The organism is Serratia sp. YWN4 (assembly GCF_055790845.1).
Map to the genome: position 1 here is coordinate 4,653,005 of NZ_CM147696.1, position 21,448 is coordinate 4,674,452.

Sequence of the window (21,448 nt, forward strand, 5' to 3'; positions counted from 1 at the left end):
TATTCAGTGTTTCATTTTTAACACTGTAATCAGGATCAACAAAATAGAACTCTGTACCTAGGATAGAAAAGGTCGAGCGTGAAGCTTTATCTTTAAGTACCATATCATTCTCTTTTAGAACATTAGTGTAAATTCACACCCAAACGGGTGCCTATAGTTTTTACTAAATGGTCAGCTAGTGAAACGGAACTTTGGTAGCTATCTGTGACCACTTGAAAATAACCAAAGCTTTCGAAGTTAGAAATCATTTTTGGTAAGTACTGACCAGCGGATACGTGAATGTTATGCTCTATAAAATAGGGGAGCAGATCATCCAACCAATCCGCCGATAAATTCTCTTTAATATAAGCATCTTCTGTTGCAGCAAGTATCCGTGATGTTGCATATCTCTTGCTGGTTAATTTTGGTAGCTTAATAGGGATTCCAGTATGCATCATGACTAGTATCTTATGAATATTGACACCTGTAGCATTGGCATACAAAGTAGATAAAGAGGCCCCCATCATTCTTGGGTTTACCTCTATTAGTCTTGGACCTAAAGGAGTCAGAACTATTTCGACATGAAATAAACCAAGGTCCAATCCAAGTGATATTAGGATGCTTTCTGTATAGGCAAAACAGATCTCTATCTCCTCATCTGTTAAATTTGCTGGCATTGTGGTACCTAGTTCCAGTATCTCATTATTAGCACTACGTTTACGAGAGGAAACCATAAATCGAATAAAGTGACCATCAGTGGCACCGATCTCAACAGAAAATAGTGGTCCGCTAAGATAATCTTCGATCAACGTATTACCTGATGCTGTTCTTCGTGCACCTGTCGCTAGTCCAGTTAGTATTCTTTCTTTATTAAAAAAATAATCATCAATATCTTCATAACTATTTATAACTGCAGCTAATATACTACCAACTCCTGATACAGGCTTTAAAATTAACGGTAAGGTGAATTCATGTATGACATCTAGTGCTTCATCTAATGAAGCCACTTCACAATATTTTGTCGATGGAATATTATCTTGATGTAGTAATTTACGACATAGTGCTTTATTACGTGCATTTTGAATACCACCTAATGGTGTGGCTCGTATATTGACTCTATCCGCCGCTATTGCAAGAGGCAATGTCGTAAAGTCAAGAACAGAAAGAACCCCATCTATACTATGTTCTTCATTTATATTATATAGAGCAGCATAAAGCATTTCAGTATTGGTCGAGTCTTCTATATCTACAACAAGGTCAATAAGTGGTAGCAATTGTTCGTATCTAGGGACTTGGTAGCTCTTTTTGAACTCATCACATTTGATCAACGTTACTCTCATACCCAGCTGCTTAGCAGCTTCAATAGCATAAAGGCCATGATGGCTCATTTCAACAAAAACCACATGTTTCATTCAGTACTCCTTCCTTTCAATAAATGTCATTATAATTAAGGATAATAAACCAAAAGATATAGCACACCACAATAATCCGATTAAGTCGGTAACTATGCCACCAACTATAACTGCAACCATCATAGTTAACATTTGTAATGTCGAAGATGTACTTGAAATGTAAGGAAGAAGATTGGATGGACAAGATACGACCATTTCTTTCTGTGAATAAGTATAAAGAACTTCGAATATAAACATAAAGCAGCCATACAAAGTGAGAGATATAATGGGTTCATCTATAATACAGGCAGCAATCATAAAGCTGAGAGTAAAGCATAACAATATTGGACCCTGCATCCATCGCCAAGCGATATTTCTCTGAAAATAGACTCCAGTAAAAAAAGCACCAAGGAAAATTGCAATACTACTAATAACTTGAATGTAGATAAGACCGTTATGCTCCAACTGTAACAACTCCAGAGGCAGTGGTGTACGTGCCACATTATGCCAACCCTGAATTATTCCCGCAGCAATTAATAGGTACTGAAAATTCTTCCTTGTAATGGGATTATTTTTCAAGAGAGTATATGTTTCCATCCATACTCGATTAGATATTATAATTTTGGAAGACCAAGGCCTTTCTCTTTTAAGAAAAAAATAAAGAATAGTTGCCACAAAAAATGTGATGGTATCTACAATAGAGATTATTAAAATTGAATAATTTGCAATAAGGTAGGTACCAAACAATGCACCTACCCCACTACCAAGATATTGAGCGGTACTCACATAGGCAATACCAGTACCCACTAATGACTCTGGCAGATAATAGCGTACTGCCACTATTCTGAAACTTTTAGTTGCTGCTTCAAACACACCTCTTACAGCCAAAATTGCGATAATTGATAATAAATCAATATTGCCATAAAGTAGCCCTATAGACAAAGAAACAATAGCTCCAAGTATTTCTGAAGTTAGAATGTTATATTTAGGCTCACGTAATCTGGATACTATTCCAATAGTTTTTGCAGCAAAAACAGGGAGTAACCATTGTATGCCAAACACAATAGCGGCTAGTAGGCTTGACTGTGTTTCTCTGTAAACATGTAACGATAAGGCGAGTAATAGTATGAAGGTTCCTCCCGTGCTGATGAACATTGAGAGCCACAATATCCAGAAATTATAGTTACTCCTCAATGAGGATGATGTTTTATCTTCATACCTTGCTAGCATAATATCTACTGCCTATTTTTCTTCTAATACTGACTTATAATGGTGAACGTATAACCATTAATCATCTGACTATATTAGCTCACACTCTTTAATTCAGATTGGAGCTAAAAGTTTAATATTTACATGTGATAATCTATAAAAGCCACTAATTACTCACTAGATACATACTCAAAAGCTCATCCTAATACTAGTCGTAGGCTTAGCTAAGCCTAACTCATGTAATAAGCTTATTATGTGCTTTGCAGAACCGTCTGAATATAATTCAACTTGGCTCTCTGAATAAGTATCATGAATAACCTGATCAATCTCAGCTTGCATAAATCCACATGAAACTAATTCGAGTGATATGCACTCTATATCTGGATGGTTGAAGACTAAGATGCACTTGGGAATCCACTGTGCCCAATAATGTGCTTCATGAGCCGGTATAGTAGTTAAGAACAATTTAAGTATCTCTCGATAGAACAGGTGATGACGCGCCTCATCACCTGCATGGTCGGACATAATTTCTTGTACAGCCTTCGGTATATTGACACGTTTTTTTACTTGTGCAAGATTACCTGTAATTAGCATTTCAGATACAGCTGTAAAAATAAATCGCATAATTTCTGGTTGTAGGCTCTTTGCTGATTCTTGGCTAAGCCAATTTAAAAAATAGGGTGGCGGTGCATTGAGCACTTGAATATTGCTCATTTCTACCACTTGTCTCTGTAGATCTGTACAGAACAAAGCATGATAAGCCTCGTCTGCATATAATCTTTGTGCATCAAGAACACCATCGATAGTTAGCTTAATGGGTAAAGCCCCTAGCATAAGCTGTCGCGTTGTTTCATTAATTACAGATATTTCAAGATTAATTGTGAAATTAAGATACCGATAAAGTGAGTACGCAAGAATTTTCTGCATAACTACTTCACCTCTCCGCATCACTAGCGGATGTGATGAATGAGGAACTAAATCTCTTGGGTAGAAGTCTTTTGTAATGTCATCTTTGTTAAACAGGCGCCGTGGGGCCTGACGTACGCTAGAACGACCATACCAAGCCAGAGAAGTACTTTTTTCTTTAGGTGTTATTATAAGTGTATCTTTTTCATTATAGTGAGGTTCTTGACACCCAGAATAATAGATAATCTTATCGCTCATAACTTCCTCTGCTTTTTTACTGGATACAGTCTGCATGAGTTATTTTGTGGTTTCAGCATAAAAATCACTTCCAAATTCATTTAGCTTGCAGTATCCGACCTATTATTTTGTTAGATTTATGCATTCCACCATATAGGTGACCTTCGCATTTTAAATAAAAGTCAACTTTGCTTCTGCCGGTAGTGTTTTTGCACTAAATTAGCATATCAAGTCATTACTTACAGTCATAAAAATCAATAAACTCTGATTAAAACACTATATTACTTTGATTTTTCAGAAATTGCCTCCCCAACTACTGCAGTGCTGTAATTATTATTCAATAGGCATATTGACACTAGGCACTCCAAAATAGGCGTTAGCAGTGTCATTATTCCTCATCAGATAACTGAGAAAGTAGAGTGCGTAATATATAATAATTAGGTCATTAAAACACATACGTTCATCGATATTTCAATAATGCCCCAATAAATGGAGCATTAACTCAAGACCCCTTTTATTTATACCTTCGTTTCACACACCATCCAATGGTAATCATTATTATTGAATTGAAATTCAACTAATACATCAAGACCTAGTTTTTTCGTGTGTGCTATGTAGGATCTCTCGTTCACCTTATTAACGAAAGTTACTAGATAAGGGAATCGCAAGGACATTTTTTCTAATGAAAAAATAAATATTTCCTTTAGCAAACCACTAGATCTATAGTTTTTGTCTATACATATAGGCCCATACTGATATGAGTTTTTTACACTCAACACCTCACCTTTATAACTAAACTCACCCAACTTATTTATCATATTTTGAAAGAAAGGCCAAGAAGCCCAATATGACCATGAAGCAGCCAAAATAAAAGCTATAACCTTTTCGTTCTCCTTTGCAACAAATACACCTTGCTCTTCCTGAATTAACGACACCATTTGATCTCTAGTTAACAAAGTGGTCAAAAAACCATCTCTTTTATCTTCTTCTGAGATCGAGTCAATATGGAATTTTTTATGAAGTTCCATCACTGCATCAATATCGGTTAACTTTGCAATAGAAATTTCCAATTTTAGACCTCTATATTACTTCACTAAATGAATTGCAAGTGTCACCATCATTATAGATACAGTGATTATTAAAACCTTCTTTACCATTTCACCGTCTGTCTTAATGGCGTGCAAACTTCCCAAATGATTCCCAATTAAACTCGCTACTATCATTGGGATACCTATAAAATAGGCCATATTACCTGAAAGAGCAAAAGCAACAAAAGCGCCAATATTTGAAGAGAAATTAAATATTTTTGATGTAGCCGATGCTTTAAGAAAATTTAGATTATTTATTATAAACAAAGCTATTATAAAAATACTTCCTGTTCCTGGTCCAAAAAAACCATCATAAAACCCAACAATAAAACATGTAATAAATACAGACAAGACGGACTTCTTTATTTCACTATTATCTTTGTTATTTACTAATTTCCCTTTAAAAAAAGCAGCCAATAGCCCCAGAGGAAGCATGAAAATAATAATGTATGTTATTATTTCAGTTGGCAACCAAAGAATCGCTTTAGCTCCAACATATGCACCAACTAATGATGATATAATACCAGCAGGAATAATACTCCAAACAATGGAGCTACTTTTCATAAAATTCTTTATTGCTGCGATAGTACCTATAGTACTAACTAGCTTCTCTTGGCCTAGAGCTAAATGAGGTGGTAATCCTGTAAGTATAAATGCTGGTATAAGTATCAATCCAGCTCCCCCAGCTATTGAATCAATATAGCCGGCAACAAAAGATGCCACAATAAGAATGGTTAAACCAACAAAGAAATACTGACTTATAATACTTCCATCAACAAACATTTACATATCCTTTAAAAAGAGGTTTTCAAATTATGATCACAAATCTTGCTAGCCATTAATTTTGGTGATGGTTTATCTCTAACACCAAAAACCCTGAGCAACCATCTGTCATTACCATCGTATTTCGGTGAAAAAGAATTCCTTGTATGTAAAGTTCTCTGATTATTAAATATAATAATCTGACCCGGCTCCAATGAAAACGTTTTCCACTTATCTTTATCCATACATGATTTTCTAAAATTACTCAGAGCATCTTGATGCTCCCTACTACTTGCTACTACATTATGGTAATCAAATCTAGAATAAAACTTACCATCACTATGTTTATTAATCAATGGCACACATTCAACTTCAACTTTTTTATCTCCAAAGGAGTCTGGCCTCTTGATATTAAACTTAGACTGCATTAGAAGAGAAATATCTGATTGGTGAATATCAGAAAGAACATGATCAAGAAGTACTAAACTAGTGTTAACACCCTTTTGCATTTTTAAGCATAGTAAACTTAATGTGTCCGGTGATGGTGACTGATGGTCACTATTATAACGACGATCCCCTGTTATAAATAAATCCGGATTATCTACATGGGGAAAAAAGTCATACTCTGAACCATGAGAACTTATTTTCCCTCTTGCAGACTCTAAGGGTACAACATGTCTTATTAGTCTTCTATTATTCTCTCCTTCATAAACGACTGGATACAAACCTAGAGCAACGTTAAATGAAATAATAGAGCTAACAGAAATAGGAATATCACTATTATCAAGGTAACCAGTCTTAGTTGGTGTGCTAGGCAAAATTTCGTCGATAGGGATTTCTGCTATAGAATATTCGTTAGCCTCAAGATTGATTTTATGCTGTTTATAAAAAACCTTCAGATCATTATGCTGAACATTATACTGTGCATTTTCATACAGCTTATTGTTTTGATACATACCGTTACTTTTCCTGTAGGGGTGAAACGATTTTTAATAAATTTATAACATGAATTTATTTTAACTATCAACACAATGGAGATTAACGATATAAAATACTTTACAATTAGGCAATTAATTCTTATTCACCAAAATTTAATTTAAAAAATCCATTGAAATGCAAAAAACTAACATTTTATGCTAAAAAACGATTCATTACATTTCAGTAACATCAAAGATAATACATAAATTTTGTGAATGTTACCTCGATACTGCTCAACCAATGTCCCATTTCTGCAGCCAGACCTTGTATTCTTTATCGTACGTACCTTCAATACCATTAGAGAGTGGCCTAAAACGGCTTTTGCTACTTCAGACATCCAATTCAAAGCAGGCGAAACTAAATAACTTTGCATATTACCGCTCCACTTTAGCCAACCCGTGTTGGTTACCGGGGAACGGCGAGGCTGCATTCATAAACTGTTTTACCTGGTCCAGTAACTGCCACATGTATCGACACTGATGGTTTCACGTTATCGTTTCGTGTAACGATAACCACAGCCTTTCGTTCTATTGAGTTCAACTAAGGCGAATAGGTTGGCAAGAACAACAGCCGGAACTTCTTGTTCTTCTCCAGCCACCGTTCTACTTTACGGCTTTTGTGGATAATGTAGTTATCAACGATCAGGGTGATAGTTTTCGCTCGCCGATATGTGCAACGTAACGTCTCTAATAGATTGATAAATATATCAGAACTCTTACTGATACCGCTGACATAGTGGACTCGTCCCGTACCCGAGTGTAACGCACCAGCCAGGTAATGCTTTTGGTTCTGTCCCGGTGTAGCGATGCGCTTCTGCTGCCCTTTGGGCATCCAGTCTGCGCCGATTTTAGGGTTCAGGTCGATATCGACTTCATCTTGATAAAACACGGGATGCACTATCTGCTCCTGAGCTAGCGCCCGCTCAATAGCGTGTCGCTTTTCCTCATAATGTGAATCTTCAATTTTCAACGTTGGCGCGGCTCTGCTCCAGACAATACCTGCCCAGCTCAGGTATTGGTATAAGGTGACAGGATGGAGTTTTACACTAAAAAAACCGGTTGACGATGAGCGCCAACAACTCAGTGCTCCAACGGAAACGCAGCCAACCAAAATCTTGCGGGGAGCGTTGTACCAACAACGGCAGGACGCGCAGGATATCCGGGACCGGCCACCGAGGAACACGTCCGGGCTTGAGGCTTTTTAGTCCTTCAACACACTGTAAAGTAAACCAATTTACCCATCTCCCGACGGATGAACTCGCAGCACAGAGCAATCTGGCCACCTCGGAAACGGTCATTCCCTGATGTAACATCAGTATGGCGATGAGTCGCCTGACATGATTTTTATCACGGGTCTGTTGGGCTTCTTTACACATCAGTTGTCGTTCTTCATCAGGAATTGCTGCTATGATCGGCATCGCTTAGTCCGGTGGGGTGATTTAGGATATTTGGCGATTGATCAGATCGCACAATCCGGGCTGAGTTCCTTTCAAGTGATCTACTATTTGGCAAAGTTATTTAGTACGCGTAAGTCGTGTAGCATCCAATAGAGGATATCGAACATTAAGTCTAACTTGCGCAGCCGACTTGAAATTTCGGTCAAAAAATGCTGCGTGAATACTGCGCAACGGATTATCAGACGCGGCTGAAACGGCATAATTTGCATGGCAGCATGAGTGAGTGCGAAAGGTAATTGTTACTGTAATGCCTACGTAGAAAGTTTTTTCTGCTCACTTAAAATGGAATACATCCGCGAAGAACGTTTTGCCAACAGGGAAATGATATGCACGGCGGTGTTTAATTATATCGATTGTAATTACAATCGCTAGAATCATCACAGTGACTGCGGCACTATTAGTTTGGTACATTTATCATGCTTCGGCCTGTATCCATTGTTCGTGGGTAAGATCATAGGATTATATCGTCTGATTCGATAACTGAACATGTCGCTCAAATATCTGTCTCGGTTATTCTCAGATGGATTGCACCTTTTTACAGTGCCGGGGGAGATATCCGTTTCCCCTTGCCCAGCAATACTGGATTAGCACAATTTTCATCCAACGTCTTACCAATCCTCAGAGCAAACTCGTAAGCAACGCAGAGTTCGCGTAGAATAATCCCTCCTGAGCCGAACGTTGGCCAACCTTATCGATAACACCTTTTGCCAACGTTCTTTGGGTTGCATACTGATATAGAGGGGTTTTCGTGATCCCAAAATAGTCTTTCCGCCTTCCCATTCGTGATCACCAATACGTTTAGCCAAAAAAATTAAATGGTTACTTTATTAAAGCCACTAAGTTCAGATAAACACAGGTACCTATGATAGTAATTCATCAGGATGAGCACATCATCGTGGTCAATAAGCCCAGCGGGCTGCTTTCTGTTCCAGGCCGTGCGCCCGAGAACAAAGACAGCGTGATGACGCGCATTCAGGTCGATTTCCCCGCCGCCGAATCGGTGCATCGTCTGGATATGGCCACCAGCGGGGTGATTGTGGTTGCACTGAACAAAGCCGCAGAACGCGAGCTTAAGCGCCAGTTCCGCGAGCGTGAACCACAGAAATCCTACATCGCCCGCGTGTGGGGGCATATGGAGCATGACGAGGGGCTGGTGGATTTACCGCTGATCTGTGATTGGCCAAACCGGCCGCTGCAAAAAGTGTGTTTTGAAACCGGCAAAGCGGCACAGACTGAATATCAGGTGCTTTCTCGCGATGCCGATGGCAGCACGCGGGTGCTGCTGAAGCCGATCACCGGGCGTTCGCACCAGCTGCGCGTTCATATGCTGGCGCTGGGGCACCCGATCCTCGGGGATGGTTTTTACGCACACCCTGAAGCCAAAGCGATGGCACCACGCTTACAGCTGCATGCACAAGAGTTGCGCATCACCCATCCGGCATTCCAGACGCCGCTGCATTTCTGCGCCGAACCGGATTTCTGATACAAATGATAAGGGCCCTGTTAACAGAGCCCCTTTTATATCCGTCGTCACTGACCGCTTACTTGAAGCCTTTCTCACGCTTGATCAGATCATAGGCAGCCTGAATCTCCTGCGCTTTCTGCTTGGCCATCTCCATCATTTCCGGCGGCAAACCCTTCGCCACCAGTTTATCCGGATGATGTTCGCCCATCAGCTTGCGGTAGGCTCGTTTGATAACGGCCGCCTCGTCTGTGCTGCTGACACCCAGCACTTTACAGGCATCCTCCAGCGTCGGGCCACGTTGCGCCTGCTGGTAACCGCCGTGCGAGTAGTTCCCTTGCTGCCCCTGCCAACTACCGCCGCCAAACTGACGCCCGCCTTCCATCATGCTGAGGAATTGGTCGAACTGCGCGCGTGAAATCCCCAGTTCTTCGGCGATCACATACAGCACCTGCCGTTCGTTCGGATGCAGTGACCCATCGGCAAACGCCGCCTGGATCTGAATTTCCAGAAACATCCGAATCAGGTCGAAGCGCCCAAAACAGATACTGCGGAACTGCTGCAACGTTTCACGCAGCGGAAACTGGCTCTGCTTACCTTCGCGGAACGCCTGCTGCGCGGCAGTACGGGCCTCGCCGTGCAGTTGCAGGCGATCCATGAACAGGCTGGCGATCTGAATATCGGCTTCGGTGACGCGTCCTTTTGATTTGGTCAGGTGGCCCATCACCTGAAAAGTCGTGCGGAAGAACAGCGTCTGCCGCGTTTGCTGGTCGGTAAAAAAGCCTCGACTGCGCTTGTTATTACGCGCGGTATCGATCATATGGCCGACAATCAGCCCCAACACTACACCCCAGAATCCCGCGCCAGACCAAATGGCAACAATCACTCCGAGCAGTTTGCCCCAATACTGCATAGGCTCCTCAATTATCAACCGCAAGCCGCACATTCCCCCCGTTTCACGCAAGGGTTAAGGCGATTTTTCCCAAGATTTGGATTATCATACCTGTCATTTATCTCTGCGCCTAACGACGACGCAGCCAAACTGCAGGATTTAACACTAGCGCAACGCCGATGAGTAATATAGTCTCTGACCGTTTGCCGGACATGACGCCTCTGATGACGGAACACCAAAAACCACGTATGAAAAAAAGTTTCCCAACACTGCTGGCCACACTGATTTGGACGGCACTTTACAGCCAGCATGCACTGGCTGATCTGGCCGAGCAATGTATGCTCGACGTACCTACTTACGATAAACCTGTCATCATCGGCGACCCCAACAGCCTCCCCGTCACCATCCTTGCCGATGATTCACGATCTGACTATCCGAGCAGTGCTCTGTTTAGCGGTAACGTCAACATCCAACAGGGTAACAGCACGCTGACGGCGGAACAGGTTGAAATGAACCAGACGCAGAAAGCGGGGCAGCCTGAGCCTGTGCGAACCGTTACCGCCACCGGTGATGTGCATTACGATGATAATCAGATCAAACTGAAAGGCCCGAAAGCCTGGTCAAACCTGAATACCAAAGATACCGATGTGTATAAAGGTGACTACCAGATGGTGGGCCGCCAGGGGCGCGGTGACGCCGACAAAATGAAGATGCGCGGGCAAAACCGCTACACCATTCTGGAAAATGGCACCTTTACCTCCTGCTTGCCGGGCGATAACAGCTGGAGCGTAGTAGGCTCTGAAGTGATCCACGATCGCGAAGAGGAAGTGGCCGAAATCTGGAATGCCCGCTTCAAGATTGGCGGTGTACCGGTATTTTACAGCCCCTATATGCAACTGCCGGTAGGCAGCAAACGCCGTTCGGGTTTCCTGATCCCGAACGCCAAATATGGCAGCAACAACGGCTTCGAGTTCACGTTGCCGTATTACTGGAACATCGCGCCAAACTTTGATGCCACTCTTACGCCACATTATATGACCCAGCGTGGCCTGCAGTGGCAGAACGAATTCCGCTACCTGGTGCAACCGGGCCTGGGTACCCTGGCATTGGACTGGCTGCCAAGCGATCGCCAGTTTAAGGACGATCACGGCGAAATGGACGACAGCAAACGCTGGCTGTTCTACTGGGGTCATAGCGGCGTGATGGATAAGGTGTGGCGTTTCAACATCGATTACACCAAGGTCAGCGATCCCTATTACTTCACCGATCTGGATTCCAAATACGGTGCAACGACCGATGGCTATGCTACGCAGAAATTCAGCGCCGGTTATGCCAATGAAAACTGGGATGCCACGCTGGCATCAAAACAATTCCAGATTTTCAGTGGGGTCGGCAACCAAAATGCTTACCGGGCGCAGCCCCAGTTGGACCTCAACTATTATAAAACCGATATCGGCCCGTTTGATTTGCACACTTACGGCCAAGTGGCCAAATTCTCCAGTGTGAATCCGAACAACCCGGAAACCACCCGTTGGCATGTTGAACCGGCGATCAATCTGCCGCTGGCGAACAGTTGGGGCAGCCTGAACACCGAAGCCAAAGTGATGGCAACGCACTACCAGCAGGATATTCCGAACAGTTTTGCCACGGATTATGCAGGCCGCACCGGTAACGCCGCGCCAAATCTCGACGGTTCGGTCAACCGAGTCCTGCCGCAGTTAAAAACCGATGGTAAAGTGGTGTTTGAACGCCCAATGGAGTGGGTGCAAGACTATACCCAGACCATTGAGCCGCGGATGCAGTATCTGTATGTTCCGTATCGCGATCAAAGCAATATCTATACCTATGACTCAACGCTGCTGCAAACCGACTACTCCGGTCTGTTCCGTGACCGTTCATACAGCGGGCTGGATCGCATCGCTTCGCAGAATCGTCTGGCAACCGGTGTTACCTCACGTATTTATGATGATGCACTGGTTGAACGTTTCAATGCTTCTGTTGGTCAAATCTATTACCTCAACCGTTCGCGGACGGGGGATAAAAGCAGTAGCTTTGATAACAATGATGATACCGGCAGCGTAGTATGGGCTGGTGACACCTATTGGAAGATTGACGATCGCTGGGGCCTGCGCGGCGGTGTGCAGTACGACACCCGTCTTAATAGCGTTGCATTAGGTGATTCAGTGATTGAATACCGCCAGGATGCAAACCGTATGCTTCAGTTGAACTACCGTTATGCCAGCTCGGAATATATTGCGGCAACCTTGCCGGGGATTAAAAACCCAGGCTATCAGGACGGTATTTCGCAGGTAGGCACCGTTGCCAGTTGGCCGATCGCTGATCGTTGGGCCGTCGTAGGGGCTTATTACTATGATACCCGTGCGAAGCAGACGGCTAACCAGTTGGTGGGCGTGCGTTACAACACCTGTTGCTGGGCGGTTAACCTGGGGTACGAACGGAAAATCACCGACTGGGATGCCGGGAACCAGACCAGTAAATATGACAACAAAGTTTCATTCAACATCGAACTCCGTGGCCTGAGTAACGATCATAGCCTCGGCACCACGGAAATGCTGCGCTCCGGCATCTTGCCTTACCAGCGCGCATTCTGATGTATACCCGCAGGTAAGCAGGTATATTGAACACCTTGAAAAACGACAACTTTCACCCGCATTTGCGGACTAGATAATGGGAAATGTATGAAGAACTGGAGAACGCTTCTTCTCGGATTGGTGGTTTGTGCCAATACCGCGTTCGCAGCACCCCAAGAAGTGGATAAAGTCGCCGCCGTCGTGGATAACGGTGTGGTACTTGAGAGCGACGTGAACGGTTTAATGCAATCGGTGAAGCTCAACGCACAGCAGGCCGGCCAGCAGTTGCCGGACGACAAAACGTTGCGTCACCAGATCATTGAACGCCTGATCGCAGATAACATCCTGTTGCAGATGGCGCAAAAGATGGGAATTACCGCTTCTGATGCCGATCTGGACAAAGCGATTACCGATATCGCCGCTCAGAACAAAATGAGCCTCGATCAAATGCGTACTCGCCTGGCGGCTGAAGGGTTGAACTACAACACCTATCGCGCGCAAATCCGCAAAGAAATGCTGATCTCGGAAGTGCGTAATAACGAAGTACGCCGCCGTGTTACCATCCTGCCTCAGGAAGTGGACGCACTGGCTAAACAGGTTGGCGCTCAGAACGGCGGTGATACTGAGGTCAACCTCAGTCACATCCTGATCCCGCTGCCGGAAAATCCGTCGCAGAAACAGGTCGATGAAGCCGAAGCGCTGACAAAACGCCTGGTGGGTGAAATCAACGGTGGGGCCGATTTCGCTAAGCTGGCGATCACCTACTCTGCCGACTCTCAGGCGCTGAAAGGCGGCCAGATGGGCTGGGGTAAACTGCAAGAAATGCCTACGCTGTTCGCAGAAAGGCTGATTAGCGCCAAGCAAGGCGATGTCGTTGGCCCAATCCGTTCCGGTGTTGGCTTCCACATTCTGAAAGTGAACGATATGCGCGGCGGCAACCAGTCCATTTCGGTGACCGAAGTGCATGCCCGTCATATTCTGCTGAAGCCTTCCGTGGTGATGACCGACGATCAGGCGCGCGCAAAATTGCAGGAAGTGGCTGCCGCCATCAAGAGTGGGACGGCGAAGTTTGAAGATGAAGCCAAACAGCTTTCTCAGGACCCAGGTTCTGCACTCCAGGGCGGCGATCTGGGCTGGTCCTCTCCAGACATGTACGATCCCGCTTTCCGTGATGCGCTGATGAAGTTGCAGAAAGGTGAAGTCAGCGAACCGGTTCACTCTTCTTTCGGCTGGCATCTGATCCAGTTGCTCGATACCCGCCAGGTGGATAAAACCGACGCGGCGCAAAAAGATCGTGCTTACCGCATGCTGTTCAACCGCAAGTTTGCCGAAGAAGCGCAAACCTGGATGCAGGAACAACGTGCCGCTGCTTACGTGAAGATCCTCGATGGAAGCAATGCACAACAATAAACGCATCGTGATGACCCCCGGCGAGCCAGCCGGGGTTGGGCCGGATTTGGTGGCAGTGCTGGCGCAGCAGGATTGGCCTGTTGAACTGGTAGTGTGCGCCGATCCGGCTTTGTTGCTTGAACGCGCCCGGTTGTTGCAGCTACCGTTGACGTTGCGTAACTATCAACCCACACATCCGGCACAACCACAGCGCGCAGGCACGCTGACGATCCTGCCTGTCAACACTGCCGCAACCGTGGTGCCGGGTGAACTGAACGTTGCCAACAGCGCTTACGTGGTGGAAACCTTGGCTCGTGCCTGTGATGGCTGCCTGAACGGCGAGTTTGCCGCACTGATTACCGGGCCGGTTAACAAAAGCGTGATCAACGACGGTGGGTTGCCGTTTACCGGCCACACCGAATTCTTTGCCGATCGCAGCCATTGCGATCGCGTGGTCATGATGCTGGCGACCGAAGAGCTGCGCGTTGCGCTGGCCACCACGCACCTGCCGCTGTTGGCAGTGCCGGGTGCCATTACGCAGCAGAGCCTGTTTGAAGTGATCACCATTCTCGACAGCGATCTGAAGAGCAAATTTGGCATCAAACAGCCGCAAATCTACGTCTGTGGGCTGAACCCGCACGCCGGGGAAGGCGGCCATATGGGGCGTGAAGAGCTGGATGTCATCATTCCGGCCCTCGATACCCTGCGCAGCCACGGTATCAACCTGATTGGCCCATTACCGGCAGATACGCTGTTCCAGCCCAAATATCTGCAACATGCGGATGCCGTGCTGGCGATGTATCACGATCAGGGCCTGCCAGTGCTAAAATACCAAGGGTTTGGCCGGGCGGTGAATATCACTCTCGGTTTGCCTTTTATCCGTACCTCGGTCGACCATGGTACCGCGTTGGAACTGGCAGGCACCGGCACCGCCGATGCAGGCAGCTTCAAAACGGCCTTAAATCTCGCCATTAAAATGATAATTAATTGTAATGAATAATAGAGTCCACCAAGGGCATTTTGCCCGCAAACGCTTTGGACAAAACTTTTTAACCGATCAGTTTGTCATCGATAGCATTGTCTCGGCCATTCATCCTCAACCGGGTGAAGCGGTTATTGAGATCGGCCCCGGCTTAGGGGCGCTGACCGAACCGGTTGGCGCACGAATGGATCGCATGACGGTGATCGAACTGGACCGCGATCTGGCGGCTCGCTTAGCCGTGCATCCGCAGTTGAAAGACAAACTGACGATCCACCAGCAAGACGCCATGACGGTCAACTTCGCCGAGCTGGCCGAAGAAGCGGGCCAGTCGCTGCGCGTATTCGGCAACCTGCCGTATAACATTTCGACGCCGTTGATGTTCCATCTTTTCAGCTATACTTCCGCTATTCACGACATGCACTTCATGTTGCAAAAGGAAGTGGTAAACCGTCTGGTTGCCGGCCCGAACAGCAAAGCTTACGGGCGTTTGACCGTGATGGCGCAGTATTATTGCAACGTTATCCCGGTGCTGGAAGTGCCGCCTACCGCGTTCGCTCCACCACCTAAAGTCGATTCCGCCGTGGTCCGTTTGGTGCCACACCGCGAGATCCCGCACCCGGTTGGTGATGTCCGTATGTTAAGCCGTATCACCACCCAGGCGTTTAACCAGCGCAGGAAAACCGTCCGCAACAGCCTGGGCGATCTGTTTACCCCAGAGCAGTTGACGGAACTCGGCGTCGACCCGACGCTCAGAGCAGAAAATATTTCTGTAGCGCAGTACTGCAAGCTGGCCAACTGGCTTTCAGCGCAGCAGCAATAAGGAGTAGTCGCCATGATTGATTCGCCCCGTGTGTATATTCAGGTACAAAGTATTTATGTGGAATCACAGTCGATACCTGAGGAAGAGCGTTATGTCTTCGCTTATACCGTCACCATCCGTAATTTGGGGCGTTTTGACGTGCAACTCCTCGGCCGTTACTGGCTGATTACCAACAGTAACGGCCGCCAGACCGAAGTGCAGGGTGAAGGGGTGATCGGTGAACAGCCGATTATCCACCCCGGTAGCGAGTTCCAATATACCAGCGGTGCCGTTCTCGAAACGCCGTTGGGCACCATGGAAGGCCACTACGAGATGGTTGATCACCAAGGTCAAACGTTCCGCACTGAGATTCCGGTGTTCCGTTTAGCCATTCCAGCGTTGATTCATTAATATGTCGACCTATCTTATCGGCGATATTCATGGCTGCCTCGATGAACTGCAAGCGCTGTTAGCCCAGGTTTCTTTCGATCCACAGCACGACCAACTCTGGCTGACGGGCGATCTGGTCGCTCGCGGCCCCGCTTCGCTCGAGGTCTTGCGCTATGTGCGCTCCCTCGGGCCAGCCGTGCGTATGGTGCTGGGCAATCACGATCTGCATCTGCTGGCGGTGTATGCCGGTATCAGCCGCAACAAACCCAAAGATCTTCTCACGCCGCTGCTGGAAGCGCCCGATCGGGACGAACTGATTAACTGGCTGCGCCGCCAGCCGGTGTTGCAGGTGGATGATGAGCGCAAGCTGATCATGGGCCATGCCGGTATCACCCCGCAGTGGGATATCGACACCGCGCAGATATGCGCGCGTGAAGTGGAAGCGGTGTTGAGCAGCGACAGCTATCCGCTGTTTCTGGATGCCATGTACGGTGATATGCCGAACAACTGGAGCCCGGATCTGAGCGGGCTGGCGCGCCTGCGTTTCAGTACCAATGCCCTGACGCGCATGCGTTATTGCTTCCCGAACGGTCAGCTAGACATGATCTGCAAAGATGCGCCGGGCAGTGCGCCTTCACCGTTGAAACCCTGGTTTGAGCTGCCGCGCCTGGTTGATGCTGATTACACCATCATTTTTGGTCATTGGGCTTCATTGGAAGGCAAAGGTACGCCGGAAGGGGTGATCGGGCTGGATACTGGCTGCTGCTGGGGGGGCAATCTCACGCTGTTGCGCTGGGAAGACAAACAGTACTTTACCCAACCCTCCAACCGACGTGAAGCGATAGACGGCCTGGATACGCTGGCCGCCTCTTAATAAAACAATGGGCACCCTTGGGTGCCCAATTTGTTCTCTAGCCAACTCAGCGGCGTTCTAAAATCTCAAAGCAATAACCGTGAGAATTCAGTTCGTCAGCGTCATGGAACTCGCTGAACGACGTTTCCCACTCATCGGGTTCATAATCCGGGAAGTGGGTATCGCCCTCGACTTCGGCGTCAATGTGCGTCAGATACAGCCGGTTGGCACGAGACAGGAACTGGCTATAAACCCGGCCGCCGCCCATCACCATCACTTCTTCCACCTGCCCGGCTGCGGCCAGCGCTTCATCCAGAGAACTGACCCAGGTCACCTCGGCTTCATTACCGGGTTGGCTACTCAAAACGATATTATGCCGGCCCGGCAGTGGGCAGCCAATTGATTCAAAGGTCTTACGACCCATAATCACCGGCTTATTCAACGTGTTACGTTTAAACCACGCTAAATCCGCTGGCAGGTGCCATGGCATGGCGTTTTCCATACCAATTACGCGATCCGCCGCCAAGGCAGCGATCAGGCTGATAATCATTGTTTAACCCTGTGTAGGCAGCAAAATTGCTCACACTATACGTAAACCCCCTGCCAGCGTCGATAGGCTAATCATGCAATATGAATATATAAGACAGCTCTTATTAGGTTCAGTAATACTCAGAGTTCAACCCCCGATGAATTTCAAGCTACTGCCAGGCAGCAGCCTGAAATCGAGCTGGATTAAACTCCCGGGCGTTTACGGTACAACCACAGCCCCGGCACCGACAGGCCGATCGACAACGCACCAACGATAAAACAGGCCTTGAGGAAGTTGGAAATCATTACCGACATCAATGCTTCGCTGTACCCCAGATGCGAAATCTCCACCACGCTGATCATCGCGGTATACGCAGAAATGCCGGGGAACATCGGGATAACCGCCGCAACGGTGAAAACCTTCGGGTGAGCCAGCAGCCAGCGTGACCACTGGATGCCGATAATGCCGATCAGAATCGCCGCCAGAAACGAAGCCCACTCGATGTTCATGCCAAAATGCATCATCAACATACGCGAACCATGGCCCACCGCGCCGAGCAGGGCGCAGTAACGCAGAGCACGCGCTGGCACGTTAAACACCATGGCAAACCCCAGCGCTGGCACCGCCGCCAGCAACATATCCTGCAACAGTGCCCACAGCAAACTCATGACCACCCCCGCAGATCCCACAGCGACATGGCCATCACCACGCCGATACAGGTCGCCAGCGTCAGCAGGCTGGCCATCGCCCAGCGTGCCAGCCCGGTATTCACATGGCCCTTGAACATGTCGGCCACCGCGTTAATCAACGGGAACCCCGGCACCAGCAACAGCACACTGGCCGCCATCGCCACGCTTGAGGTCTGGCTGAACATCGGTAGCCGCAGCAGCAGGCCGGAAACCGACGTGGCGACAAACGCCGTCAGGCAAAAGTTAATCAACGGGTTCATATGGCGGGCCGTAAGCATCTGGCGCACAAACATCGCCACGCCACTGGCCAGAAAAGTGACGGCAAAAGCATCCGCGCCACCGCCATTCAGCACGCTGAAACAGCCGCACGACAAAGCCACCATCAGCACTACCAGCCCGCGCGGATAACGCAGCGGGCGGATCTTGTCAAAGCGTCGCGCCACATCCTGAGCATCCGCCAAACGATGTTCGGCGAGGATCACAATATGCTGAACCTCGGTGACGATCTGCATATTGATACCGCGATCGACGTTCTTGCGCGTGGTCGTCAGGCAGGCATCATTGCTGATGGTGGTCAGCACCACGGCATTGGCCGAAATTGAGCTTTCCACGCTGTCCATGCCGAGCGCCAGGCCCAGACGGGTTGATAACTGTTCCACCACCATGCTTTCCGCACCATGCTGCAATAACAGCAATGCGCACTGAATACACAAGCGGGTTATGTCCCGCTGTTGCCGGTGTACGCCCGGCATTTCACTGGTTAATTCCTGCTTCATAGTCCCCAACCACTCCCCCTGAATGAATGAGCATCATATAACCAAAGATGACTTCAATAGGTTGATGCGCATCAGGAGGAGTCGCGTTATTATCAGCGCAGTTACGCCTTTCGCTCTGAGACATCATCATGCTTGAAACTTCATTATTCGTTGCCGGTATCGCCACGCTGGGGATGCTTTCACCTGGGCCGGATTTCTTTCTGGTGATTAAAAATGCCGCCCGTTATCGGCGTTTGGCGGCAATGATGACCGCATTCGGCGTGATTTGTGGCGTCGCCACTCATATGTCTTACTGCGTCGCCGGGCTGGCAGTTGTGATCACCACCACGCCGTGGCTGTTCAATGTGCTGAAATATGCCGGAGCGGTTTATCTGATCTGGGTGGGCATTCAGGCGCTGCGCTCGCACAGCAGCAGCAAGATGAACGTCAGTAACCTGCCCCAGCAGCAGGTCAGCCTGAAAAGCGCCTTTTTGCAGGGCTATCTGTGCAACCTGCTCAACCCGAAAGCCACACTGTTCTTTCTGGCGGTGTTTACTCAGGTGCTGCAAATCAATTCCGGTATCGGCGAAAAGCTATGGTACGCAGGGATTATTTTCGGTCTTGCGGCCATCTGGTGGCCGGTGCTGGTGTTTTTGATCCAGAGCGGGCCGGTGCGCCGTGGGCTGGAGAAAACACAGAAAGTGGTCGACAAATTATTAGGTGGGATGCTGATCGCGCTGGGGATTAAAGTCGCCCTGAGTTGATGAACGGTGAAAAACGGCGTGGAGCTCTGATTTAATCCTTCCTTGTAGTAGCGGTGACAGAAATTGGTAAAAAATTGCTATCATATGGGTAATTTCAACCTCCGGAAGAGTGCCATGAGCAGAGGAAAGTCGGTTAAAAAGAAAACCCCCGCTAAGTCGTTGCCCAAAAACCCGCGCCAGCAATTTAATGCCCACTGTCTGGCGATCAAGAAGCAGCGCTCGCGGATCGATGCATTACAGCAACAACAGACGGAGCTTGTGACCCGTTTTCAGCAACAACTGTTGCCCTTAGAAAAACAATATATTGATATTGTCTATCAAAAAACCGAACGATTGCTCTCCTTTACCAATAAAAAATCTCTTCCAGCCTATCAACGTGACGATCTTCTTCAATGGATCACTGAAGAGATCATGTATCTGGAAGAGTATCCGTTTTCAGAACATCTGGATATCATGGCTCTTAAGGAAAAACATATCGAGGTTTGTGCCTGGTCTGTAGGCCAAGCTCCGGATGAAGATGAACTCACCATCATGCGCGCCATGCTGGAAACAGAGTTTTCTTTTATTCACCAGATCTCTGATGAAGAGTTGCTTGATTTAATCCGTCATCCCGAGAAATTTAAAGCCAGAGCTGAGCAAGAGTACGCACACTCAGCCGCCAACGAGGCACAAGGTGCCGAAGAGTTTGCCGGTGAGGAGTTTGAATACGACGAATTTACCGACGATGACGATTTCTTCTTTGATGAAGATGAAGATAAACAAGAACAGCGGCGGCAAGACATTACCGCTCTGTTTGGTACTTCAGCCGCTAACCGCATGTACAAACGCTTGGCAATGGCCTTCCACCCCGATCGCGAAATGAACGAAGCCAGCAAGCAGGATAAACATCATTTAATGGTGCTGTTAGCTCAAGCCAAGCAAAACCACGATATCTGGACCATCATCGATCTGTACCAAGAACATATCGATCCCAACGGCGGTTTCGAAGAGAAAGATCTGCCAACCATCAACCTATTGCTGGCCGAACAGGTGGAAAAATTAAAAAGAGAGCATCGCCAGCAGGAACATGCTGGCGATCCAATAACCTCTTTACTTTGGCTCAAGTTTGGCAATAACAACACCCCACAGGCTCTTGATAAGAAACTGGCTCGGCATGCCAAATACCTGTACGCCCAGATAAAGGAAGAGAGTCAAGCACTAGCTGAACTCACGTCATTGAAAGTATTAAAACACTATCTGGCAGGGCGCGCGCAGGAAAACCAAGAGGAAGAGATGGACTTTATCGCAAGCCTACTCAAACAGTTCTAGCAGAGGAAACCCGCCTCAGCCGGAGGCGGGTAGTTGGCT

The 21,448-nt window shown here is 47.2% G+C and carries 19 protein-coding genes and 2 pseudogenes; 10 read left to right on the plus strand and 11 right to left on the minus strand.

Going from position 1 to position 21,448, the window contains the following annotated elements; genetic code table 11:
• Nucleotides 1-122: 122 nt before the first annotated feature.
• From ACX9GT_RS21485 to ACX9GT_RS21515, 7 genes and pseudogenes are all read right to left on the minus strand, one after another.
• Nucleotides 123-1,391, minus strand: a complete 1,269-nt coding sequence (locus ACX9GT_RS21485; RefSeq protein ID WP_473188628.1) for an ATP-grasp domain-containing protein — start codon at nucleotides 1,389-1,391, stop codon at nucleotides 123-125.
• The gene (locus tag ACX9GT_RS21490) at nucleotides 1,392-2,525 is read right to left on the minus strand and encodes an MFS transporter (RefSeq protein WP_473188629.1); all 1,134 of its coding nucleotides are present in this window, start codon (nucleotides 2,523-2,525) and stop codon (nucleotides 1,392-1,394) included.
• A gap of 243 nt (nucleotides 2,526-2,768) precedes the next feature.
• Nucleotides 2,769-3,743, minus strand: a complete 975-nt coding sequence (locus ACX9GT_RS21495; RefSeq protein WP_473188630.1) for a diiron oxygenase — start codon at nucleotides 3,741-3,743, stop codon at nucleotides 2,769-2,771.
• A 497-nt stretch (nucleotides 3,744-4,240) separates the two neighbouring features.
• The gene (locus ACX9GT_RS21500) at nucleotides 4,241-4,792 is read right to left on the minus strand and encodes a GNAT family acetyltransferase (RefSeq protein ID WP_473188631.1); all 552 of its coding nucleotides are present in this window, start codon (nucleotides 4,790-4,792) and stop codon (nucleotides 4,241-4,243) included.
• 15 nt (nucleotides 4,793-4,807) lie between these two features.
• Nucleotides 4,808-5,593: a sulfite exporter TauE/SafE family protein gene (locus ACX9GT_RS21505; protein ID WP_473188632.1), complete on the minus strand. Its 786-nt coding sequence runs from the start codon at nucleotides 5,591-5,593 to the stop codon at nucleotides 4,808-4,810.
• 11 nt (nucleotides 5,594-5,604) lie between these two features.
• Nucleotides 5,605-6,528, minus strand: a complete 924-nt coding sequence (locus ACX9GT_RS21510; RefSeq protein ID WP_473188633.1) for a TauD/TfdA family dioxygenase — start codon at nucleotides 6,526-6,528, stop codon at nucleotides 5,605-5,607.
• A gap of 396 nt (nucleotides 6,529-6,924) precedes the next feature.
• Nucleotides 6,925-7,967, minus strand: a pseudogene (locus tag ACX9GT_RS21515) (IS630 family transposase).
• Between the two features lie 197 nt (nucleotides 7,968-8,164).
• Between ACX9GT_RS21515 and ACX9GT_RS21520 the strand changes: the two are divergent.
• Together ACX9GT_RS21520 and rluA are read left to right on the plus strand one after the other, a co-directional pair.
• A pseudogene (locus ACX9GT_RS21520) lies at nucleotides 8,165-8,375 on the plus strand (IS3 family transposase); the annotation flags it as partial.
• A 493-nt stretch (nucleotides 8,376-8,868) separates the two neighbouring features.
• Entirely contained in the window at nucleotides 8,869-9,489 is a 621-nt protein-coding gene (rluA, locus tag ACX9GT_RS21525) for a bifunctional tRNA pseudouridine(32) synthase/23S rRNA pseudouridine(746) synthase RluA (RefSeq protein ID WP_473188634.1), read from the plus strand.
• A 58-nt stretch (nucleotides 9,490-9,547) separates the two neighbouring features.
• Here rluA and djlA read toward each other — a convergent pair whose 3' ends face one another.
• The gene (djlA, locus tag ACX9GT_RS21530) at nucleotides 9,548-10,381 is read right to left on the minus strand and encodes a co-chaperone DjlA (RefSeq protein ID WP_473188635.1); all 834 of its coding nucleotides are present in this window, start codon (nucleotides 10,379-10,381) and stop codon (nucleotides 9,548-9,550) included.
• Between the two features lie 227 nt (nucleotides 10,382-10,608).
• On the opposite strand from djlA, the gene lptD reads away from it, so the two are divergent.
• The 6 genes from lptD to apaH all read left to right on the plus strand — a co-directional run bounded on the left by lptD (nucleotide 10,609) and on the right by apaH (nucleotide 17,385).
• Nucleotides 10,609-12,972, plus strand: a complete 2,364-nt coding sequence (gene lptD / locus ACX9GT_RS21535) for an LPS assembly protein LptD (RefSeq protein ID WP_473191660.1) — start codon at nucleotides 10,609-10,611, stop codon at nucleotides 12,970-12,972.
• Nucleotides 12,973-13,059: 87 nt separating this feature from the next.
• Complete coding sequence (gene surA, locus ACX9GT_RS21540) at nucleotides 13,060-14,361, plus strand: peptidylprolyl isomerase SurA (RefSeq protein WP_473188636.1); 1,302 nt, start codon at nucleotides 13,060-13,062, stop codon at nucleotides 14,359-14,361.
• A complete protein-coding gene (gene pdxA / locus ACX9GT_RS21545) occupies nucleotides 14,348-15,340 on the plus strand; it encodes a 4-hydroxythreonine-4-phosphate dehydrogenase PdxA (RefSeq protein WP_473188637.1) in 993 nt (330 codons plus the stop codon). Before surA ends, pdxA begins: the two co-directional genes overlap by 14 nt.
• Nucleotides 15,333-16,142 (plus strand): 16S rRNA (adenine(1518)-N(6)/adenine(1519)-N(6))-dimethyltransferase RsmA, encoded by an 810-nt coding sequence (gene rsmA / locus ACX9GT_RS21550; protein ID WP_459401255.1) that lies wholly within the window; start codon nucleotides 15,333-15,335, stop codon nucleotides 16,140-16,142. Before pdxA ends, rsmA begins: the two co-directional genes overlap by 8 nt.
• A gap of 12 nt (nucleotides 16,143-16,154) precedes the next feature.
• The gene (apaG, locus tag ACX9GT_RS21555) at nucleotides 16,155-16,532 is read left to right on the plus strand and encodes a Co2+/Mg2+ efflux protein ApaG (RefSeq protein WP_473188638.1); all 378 of its coding nucleotides are present in this window, start codon (nucleotides 16,155-16,157) and stop codon (nucleotides 16,530-16,532) included.
• Nucleotide 16,533: 1 nt separating this feature from the next.
• The gene (gene apaH / locus ACX9GT_RS21560) at nucleotides 16,534-17,385 is read left to right on the plus strand and encodes a bis(5'-nucleosyl)-tetraphosphatase (symmetrical) ApaH (RefSeq protein ID WP_473188639.1); all 852 of its coding nucleotides are present in this window, start codon (nucleotides 16,534-16,536) and stop codon (nucleotides 17,383-17,385) included.
• 46 nt (nucleotides 17,386-17,431) lie between these two features.
• On the opposite strand, the gene folA is transcribed toward apaH, so the two are convergent.
• The 3 genes from folA to ACX9GT_RS21575 form a co-directional block, all read right to left on the minus strand.
• A complete protein-coding gene (gene folA / locus ACX9GT_RS21565) occupies nucleotides 17,432-17,914 on the minus strand; it encodes a type 3 dihydrofolate reductase (RefSeq protein WP_473188640.1) in 483 nt (160 codons plus the stop codon).
• A gap of 182 nt (nucleotides 17,915-18,096) precedes the next feature.
• Nucleotides 18,097-18,561: a threonine/serine exporter gene (locus tag ACX9GT_RS21570; RefSeq protein WP_459401251.1), complete on the minus strand. Its 465-nt coding sequence runs from the start codon at nucleotides 18,559-18,561 to the stop codon at nucleotides 18,097-18,099.
• Nucleotides 18,558-19,358, minus strand: coding sequence for a threonine/serine exporter family protein (locus ACX9GT_RS21575; protein ID WP_459401250.1), 801 nt, complete (start codon nucleotides 19,356-19,358; stop codon nucleotides 18,558-18,560). Before ACX9GT_RS21575 ends, ACX9GT_RS21570 begins: the two co-directional genes overlap by 4 nt.
• 128 nt (nucleotides 19,359-19,486) lie before the next feature.
• On the opposite strand from ACX9GT_RS21575, the gene ACX9GT_RS21580 reads away from it, so the two are divergent.
• Both ACX9GT_RS21580 and ACX9GT_RS21585 read left to right on the plus strand, forming a co-directional pair.
• Entirely contained in the window at nucleotides 19,487-20,101 is a 615-nt protein-coding gene (locus tag ACX9GT_RS21580; RefSeq protein ID WP_473188641.1) for a LysE family translocator, read from the plus strand.
• Nucleotides 20,102-20,215: 114 nt separating this feature from the next.
• A complete protein-coding gene (locus ACX9GT_RS21585; RefSeq protein WP_473188642.1) occupies nucleotides 20,216-21,409 on the plus strand; it encodes a hypothetical protein in 1,194 nt (397 codons plus the stop codon).
• The last annotated feature ends 39 nt before the right edge of the window (nucleotides 21,410-21,448 follow it).